The sequence below is a fragment of the Arthrobacter sp. AL05 genome, assembly GCF_029960715.1.
GTDB lineage: Bacteria > Actinomycetota > Actinomycetes > Actinomycetales > Micrococcaceae > Arthrobacter.
On sequence record NZ_JASBRC010000034.1, the window covers coordinates 1 to 6,191 of the forward strand.

Genomic DNA, 6,191 nt, shown 5'->3' on the forward strand with positions numbered 1-6,191 from the left:
TTCTTCCCCAAGGGGGTAAACGGCGAGATCAACCGGAGCGCAGCCAGCGCCTGACACTCCACCCTCGGCAAAAGCCACTAGCTCTTCTGCTTCCCCGCCACAGCGCTCACGGCTCCATCCGTGGCGGGGGGCGCAGGAAGGCGACATCCGTGGCCCGGTCGACACCACGTGGAAGTACACCGTGCGCTCAGCGCCCCGGCTGATCACGACACGCCCGCACCGCTCGACGTAACTTCTCCGCGAACCCTCGCTTGGGATCGATACCTTGCTGCCGGGAATCGAGTGGCGCGGGAGCCTGCCGCGGATGGCGCCGTCCACGGCCTTCTCGCTGTTGGTGTTGGGCGGCTCCGTCCTTTCCGGCAGACTTGTCCGAAGCGCGCTGGCCCTCGCAGCCATGGGCATCAGTCATATCGCGATCCTCGGCTATATCTATGGCGTTTCCTCTCTTTACACCGTTGCTGGGTACACAAGCATGGCCCTGCCCACGGCCCTCGGGATTGCAGTGCTGTCGGCGGCGATACTGCTTCAGCACCCTTCCACTGGTTTGGCCGGACTGTCGCGGGACGCAGGCAGCGCAGGAAAGCTGCTTCGCCCGGCGATACCGTTCTTCATCGGTGGTCCGTTCGCCCTCGGCTGGATGTGCCTGACGGCGCAGCGTATGGGCTGGTTCGACACCCCTTTCGCCGTCGCGATGCTCGTCTTGAGCATGACGTTCCTCGGCTGCGCGTTCACCTGGCTGGCGGCGCTAAGGCTTCGCGAACTCGATGGGCAACGTGAGGCCGCGCTGAGGAGGCTTGCCGAGACAAAGCACATGCTCGAGACCATGGTTGTGGCTCGGACCGGGGAACTGGCAGAGACAGCGGACGCGCTCCAGGCGCTCGTCCGGCTTGCACCGGTCGGCATCGTGCAGCTCGACGCCGGGGGAGGGCTTCTCTCCGCTAACGACCAGTGGCTCAATATGAGCGGGCTGACCCTGGTCCAGTCCCTGGGCAGCGGCTGGTCCTCCGCGCTGCACCCCGACGACGTCGAACGGGTGCTGGCCGAATGGGGAGAATGCGTCTCCGCCGGCACCTCCTATTCGAGCACGATTCGTTTTCGCATGCCGGACGGGCAGGTCAACTCGGTGCAGGTCACCACCACGCCGATCCGCGATGAGGGAACCGTGACCGGACACCTGGCCAGCATCACGGACGTGACTGCCCTGCGGGCCGCGGAGGAGTCGGCGACGGCCGCCCGGGCACGGTTCGAGGCGGCCTTTGCCTGGTCCCCTCTCGGAACCGCCATCGTGTCGCTCGATGGCCGGGTGCTGGAGGCCAATCGGCGCCTCTTCGATCTGACCGGCCGGTCGACAGGTGTGCTGGATGAGTCCATTGAGGCGGTGTTTATGCCGCTCGAAACAGTCGGCCAGGATGCCCTGCCGGCCGGGCTGCTGGAGGGCTCCCGGCAGCGTATGGATCGACGGATGCGGCGCAGCGATGCCGAGGAGACGTGGGTGAAGGTCAGCGTCGCTGAAATCCACGAAGGCAAACACGTGGGGGTCTCCTGTAGCAACTGGAGGACATCACTGCCCGCCGGCTGGCAGAGGCCCGCGTGGAGCACCTCGCTTTTCACGATCCGCTCACGAACCTGCCCAACCGGCTGCTGCTGCTGGACCGGCTTGCCCAGGCGTTCCTCCAGGCGGGACGCCACGGTAAGGGTGTCGCCGTGTTGTTCATTGACCTGGACCGGTTCAAGGTCGTTAATGACAGCCTCGGGCACCGCTCCGGCGACTTGGTCCTGACCGAAGTCGCCGACAGGCTGCGCCGCGGCACTCGGGCGTCGGACACGGTGGCTCGCCTCGGCGGCGACGAATTCGTCGTCGTCTGCCCCGATGTCGACAGCCGGCAAGACGTCGCCCGGCTCGCGGATGAGCTCCAGAAATCCATCGCCCTGCCGATCCTGATCGGCGAGCACATCGCATCCGTGGATGCCAGCATCGGCATCGCCTTCGGCGTCGGCGACGATGACCCTGAATCGCTTCTGCGTAACGCGGACCAGGCCATGTACTTGGCGAAGGACCACGGGCGCGCGCGATACGAAGTTTTCGACGACGAGCTGCGCGGCCGGGTCGCACAAACGCTGGACACCCAAATGTCCCTGCGCAGCGCGGTGGACCTGGGCCAGATCGAGACCTGGTACCAGCCGATAGTGGATCTGCGGAACCAAACGGTCGTGGCCACAGAAGCACTGGCTCGCTGGCGCCGACCCGAGCGCGGGCTCGTGCTGCCGGGTGACTTCATCGCTATCGCCGAAGAGACAGGCCTGATCAAGCAGATCGGAAGCACGGTCCTGAACCAGGCGTGCCGGGCCGCCGCGGCGCTGGACGGCGCCATGGCCGTCAGCGTCAACGTGTCTTCATGTCAGTTCGCGCGGGACGACTTCGGCGCCGTGGTCAAGCAAGCCCTCAGCAGCTCGGGGTTGCCGCCGGAACGACTCTGGCTGGAGCTCACCGAGAGTGCGATGATCGAAGCGATCGGCTCCGCGGCCAAGATGTTCCACGAACTCCGCGACATCGGTGTGCGACTTGCCATCGACGACTTCGGCACGGGCTATTCGTCCCTCTCCCACCTTCGGGCCTTCGACATCGACCTGCTGAAGGTGGACTTAACGTTCGTACGCGATATCGAAACGTCCGCACACGACCGGGCGGTTGTGGAGGGCGTCATTCGGTTGGCGGATTCGTTGAAGCTGGAGGTCGTCGCCGAGGGCATCGAAACGACCGGGCAACTGGACCTTCTGTTGAAGATGGGTTGCCGATTCGGGCAGGGCTACCTTTTCTCGAGGCCGTCCCCCGACGTGTCACCGGTCGTGCATTTGGAGGGTTTCCCGGCTCCGGCAGCCCGCGCCTGGTGACCGTGGAATAAACGGTGAATCCGGCTCGCCCTGTGGACAGTGTGAAGCCCAAACCCGGACCCGGGGCCGCAGCCGTCGATCAGGGCGAGGAATCACAGCGACCGCAGCAGGCGGACGATTCGTCCACCCCGGTGGTCTTTACCGCCACCGTCGATAGGTCAGCCGTGCCGCCGGGCACGGTGCAGCAGACGTCGCCCCGCCAGGCGTTGAGGCCTTCGCGGACGGCGATCACGGCGATCAGAAGTGCGGCGCCGGCGTCGGCCCACCACCAGCCCAGGGTGCTGTTCAACACCAGCCCGAGCAGCAGGACGGCAGAGAGGTAGGTGCACAGGAGGGTTTGTTTGGAGTCCGCCACCGCAGACCGGGAGCCGAGTTCCCGTCCGGCGCGGCGCTGCAGCCAGGACAACATTGGCATGATGGCCAGGCTGAGGGCGGCGATGATGATGCCGGGCGTGGAGTGCCGCGCTTCGCCGCCGCCGGCCAGCGAGCTGACAGAATCGACGGTGACGAAGGCTGCGAGGGCGAAAAAGGAGATCGCGATGAGCCGCAGGGTCAGGTGCTCCCGCCGTTCCGGATCCCGGGCGGCAAACTGCCAGGACAGGGCGACGGCGGATGCCACTTCGATTACGGAATCCAGGCCGAAGCCGATCAGGGCCGAGGACTCCGCGACGCCGCCGGCCCAGAGGGCGATGACCGCTTCGATGACGTTGTAGCTGATGGTGGCGGCAGCGAACAGCCGGATGCGCCGGCTTAGCACTGCCCGGCGGACGGGGTTCGGTCCCAGCGAGAGGGCCGTCATGCCAGGCACGTCCCGTCGGGGGCGCAGCAGGCCGGGTCCACGGCCAGGACGACGCCGAGCAGGTCGCCGATGGCGTGGCCCAACCGCTCGTCGGCGAGCTCGTACCGGCTCCGGCGGCCGTCGGGGACGGCCACCACCAGTCCGCAGCCGCGCAGGCACGTCAGATGGTTGGACATGCTCTGCCGTGAGACGCCGAGGGAATCGGCCAGGTCGGAGGGATAGGCTGGCGCCTCGGCCAGCGCCAGCAGGATCCGGGCCCGGGTCGGGTCGGAGACAGCGTAGCCGAACCGTGCCAGCACTGGAGCGCGGGTAAGGGATTCCATAACTCTAAAGTACACGCGGGGATGTATTCATACAATTCTGTATTGTTCTTATGGGCTAGGCTAATATGTGCACATGTAAGCACTTGTTGATTGTTCGCCATTACCGTGAGGAGCCGCGTTGCTTCAAGTCCTGGCCGTTCCGGCCTATCGGAAGCTCTTTTCGGCCCAGATCGTCGCCCTGCTGGGCACGGGCCTGTTGACCGTGGCGCTGGGTCTGCTGGCGTTTGACCTCGCCGGCGGCCAGGCCGGGGCGGTGCTGGGTACTGCGCTGACCATCAAGATGCTCGCCTATGTTTTCGTGGCCCCGGTGATGGCGGCGTTGGTCGAGCGACTGCCTAAAAAAGCGGTGCTCGTCGGCGCGGACCTGATCCGGGCAGGCATTGCCCTGATGCTGCCGATGGTGGACCAGGCATGGCAGATCTACGTCTTGGTCTTTGTGCTGCAGAGCGCCTCGGCAACGTTCACCCCGGCGTTCCAGTCGCTGATCCCGGTGGTACTTCCCGAGGAACGCCACTACACCCGGGCGCTCTCGCTTTCCAGGCTTGCCTATGACCTGGAGTCCCTGCTCAGCCCGGCGCTTGCGGCGGCCCTGCTGACAGTGGTCTCTTTTCATGAGCTCTTCCTGGGGACCGTGGCCGGGTTCTTGTTCTCGGCGGCCCTGGTGGTCACAACGCGCCTTCCGGTCGCACCGGCGGTGCGGCAGGAAGGAACCCTCTGGCACCGGACCACCCTTGGCGCCCGGATCTTTGCGAAGACTCCGGAGCTGCGGGGACTGATGGCGCTGAACCTGGCCGTCGCGGCCGCGACCGCCCTGGTGCTGGTGAACACCGTCGTCTACGCCCGGGACCTGTTCGGCGGCTCCAACACCGACGTCGCCATCGCCCTTGCCTGCTACGGCGCCGGTTCCATGGCCGTGGCGCTGACGGCACCGGCGATCCTGGACAGGTTACCGGACCGGGCCTTTATGCGGGCCGGAGCGGTGCTGGTCTCGTTCGGACTCGCCGGGGCGTTCGCGCTGCTGGCCGTACCGGGAACGTGGCCGGTCTTGCTGGGACTGTGGGCCCTGCTCGGCGCCGGGACCTCGATGATCAACACACCCTCTGCCCGTCTGCTGCGCCGCGCCGCGACGGACAGAACCCGGTCGTATATCTTCACGGCCCAGTTCTCCCTCTCCCATGCCTGCTTTATCATCACCTACCCCGTGGCCGGCTGGGTCGGCGCCGTCGCGGGACAGCCAGCGGCCGCCGCCGTACTGGCAGCGGTGGCTGCCATCAGCACGGCAGCGGCCTTCAAGTTCTGGCCCGCGGCGTTCAGGACCGGTCCAGTGCCGGAGACGACGAAAGGCTGAGCCGGTGGACAACATTACAGGCGCCCCCGCCGCCAGCCTCCAACACCCGGACGCCCCCGACGCTCTCCGCCTGGACGCGGCCACCGCTACCTTTCGGATGCTCTCTGACCCCACCCGGCTGCATATTCTTTGGCTCCTGGCCCAGGAACCCTCGGACGTCGGCTTCCTGGTGGAACGCACCGGGGCGTCCCGGACCTCGGTGAGCCAGCACCTGGCCAAACTGCGCTTCAGCGGTCTGGTCACCACCCGCAAGGACAGCCGCCACATTATCTACAGCATCGCCGGCGGACACCTGGCCCGTCTCGTGATGGAAGGCCTGAACCACGCCGACCACAAAGTCACCGGTGAATCCGTCCATGACTGAGCTGCGGGCCAGACGCGAAGTGCGGCAAACCCCGGACGAAGCCAGGGCATGAACTTTTGGGATGCGGCGGTCGCGGCCGCAGCTGGTGTCGTCCTGATCTATGCCGTACTGCTGGTTCTCTTGGCCGTGCCGGGTCCACAAGGTAACGGGTGTAGTCAGCGCGCTTGTTCCACACCCATGGCCGATGCACCCTTGTGCTTATCTGACGGACCGGATGTGCTCCAGTGCACACTGGCCGCTGCCGGGGTCAACGGACTTGGGCGGGGTTGAGTTTTAGCCGGCGCAGCAGCTGCGCGTTCAGGGCTACGACCACTGTGGAGATGGACATCAGTACGGCTCCCGTGGCAGGGGAGAGGACGACTCCGGCGAAGGCGAATACGCCGGCGGCGAGCGGGACGGAGATGATGTTATAGCCGGTGGCCCAGATGAGGTTCTGCCACATTTTCCGGTAGCTTGCCCGTGAGA

Annotated in this window: 5 protein-coding genes and 2 pseudogenes; 4 read left to right on the plus strand and 3 right to left on the minus strand. The window is 66.2% G+C overall.

Going from position 1 to position 6,191, the window contains the following annotated elements; genetic code table 11:
• Positions 1 to 823: 823 nt before the first annotated feature.
• Together QK287_RS18100 and QK287_RS18105 are read left to right on the plus strand one after the other, a co-directional pair.
• A pseudogene (locus tag QK287_RS18100) lies at positions 824 to 1,534 on the plus strand (PAS domain-containing protein); the annotation flags it as partial.
• 56 nt (positions 1,535 to 1,590) lie between these two features.
• Positions 1,591 to 2,892, plus strand: coding sequence for an EAL domain-containing protein (locus QK287_RS18105; RefSeq protein WP_282361093.1), 1,302 nt, complete (start codon positions 1,591 to 1,593; stop codon positions 2,890 to 2,892).
• Between the two features lie 79 nt (positions 2,893 to 2,971).
• Here the strand turns inward: QK287_RS18105 and QK287_RS18110 are convergent, their stop codons facing one another.
• The gene (locus QK287_RS18110) at positions 2,972 to 3,691 is read right to left on the minus strand and encodes a cation transporter (protein WP_282361094.1); all 720 of its coding nucleotides are present in this window, start codon (positions 3,689 to 3,691) and stop codon (positions 2,972 to 2,974) included.
• Entirely contained in the window at positions 3,688 to 4,014 is a 327-nt protein-coding gene (locus QK287_RS18115) for a metalloregulator ArsR/SmtB family transcription factor (RefSeq protein ID WP_226774281.1), read from the minus strand. Before QK287_RS18115 ends, QK287_RS18110 begins: the two co-directional genes overlap by 4 nt.
• Positions 4,015 to 4,132: 118 nt before the next feature.
• Here QK287_RS18115 and QK287_RS18120 point away from each other — a divergent pair, with 118 nt between their 5' ends.
• On the plus strand, positions 4,133 to 5,362 hold the full coding sequence (locus QK287_RS18120) for an MFS transporter (RefSeq protein WP_226774280.1): 1,230 nt from the start codon (positions 4,133 to 4,135) through the stop codon (positions 5,360 to 5,362).
• A gap of 4 nt (positions 5,363 to 5,366) precedes the next feature.
• On the plus strand, positions 5,367 to 5,726 hold the full coding sequence (locus tag QK287_RS18125; protein ID WP_226774279.1) for a metalloregulator ArsR/SmtB family transcription factor: 360 nt from the start codon (positions 5,367 to 5,369) through the stop codon (positions 5,724 to 5,726).
• Positions 5,727 to 5,973: 247 nt separating this feature from the next.
• Here QK287_RS18125 and QK287_RS18130 read toward each other — a convergent pair.
• A pseudogene (locus QK287_RS18130) lies at positions 5,974 to 6,191 on the minus strand (heavy metal translocating P-type ATPase); the annotation flags it as partial.

What these genes read in the sequence shown, in the direction of transcription:
- QK287_RS18115 (WP_226774281.1), bottom strand. Translation starts at nt 4,014, where the DNA reads ATGGAATCCCTTACCCGCGCTCCAGTGCTGGCACGGTTCGGCTACGCT.
- QK287_RS18110 (WP_282361094.1), bottom strand. Translation starts at nt 3,691, where the DNA reads ATGACGGCCCTCTCGCTGGGACCGAACCCCGTCCGCCGGGCAGTGCTA.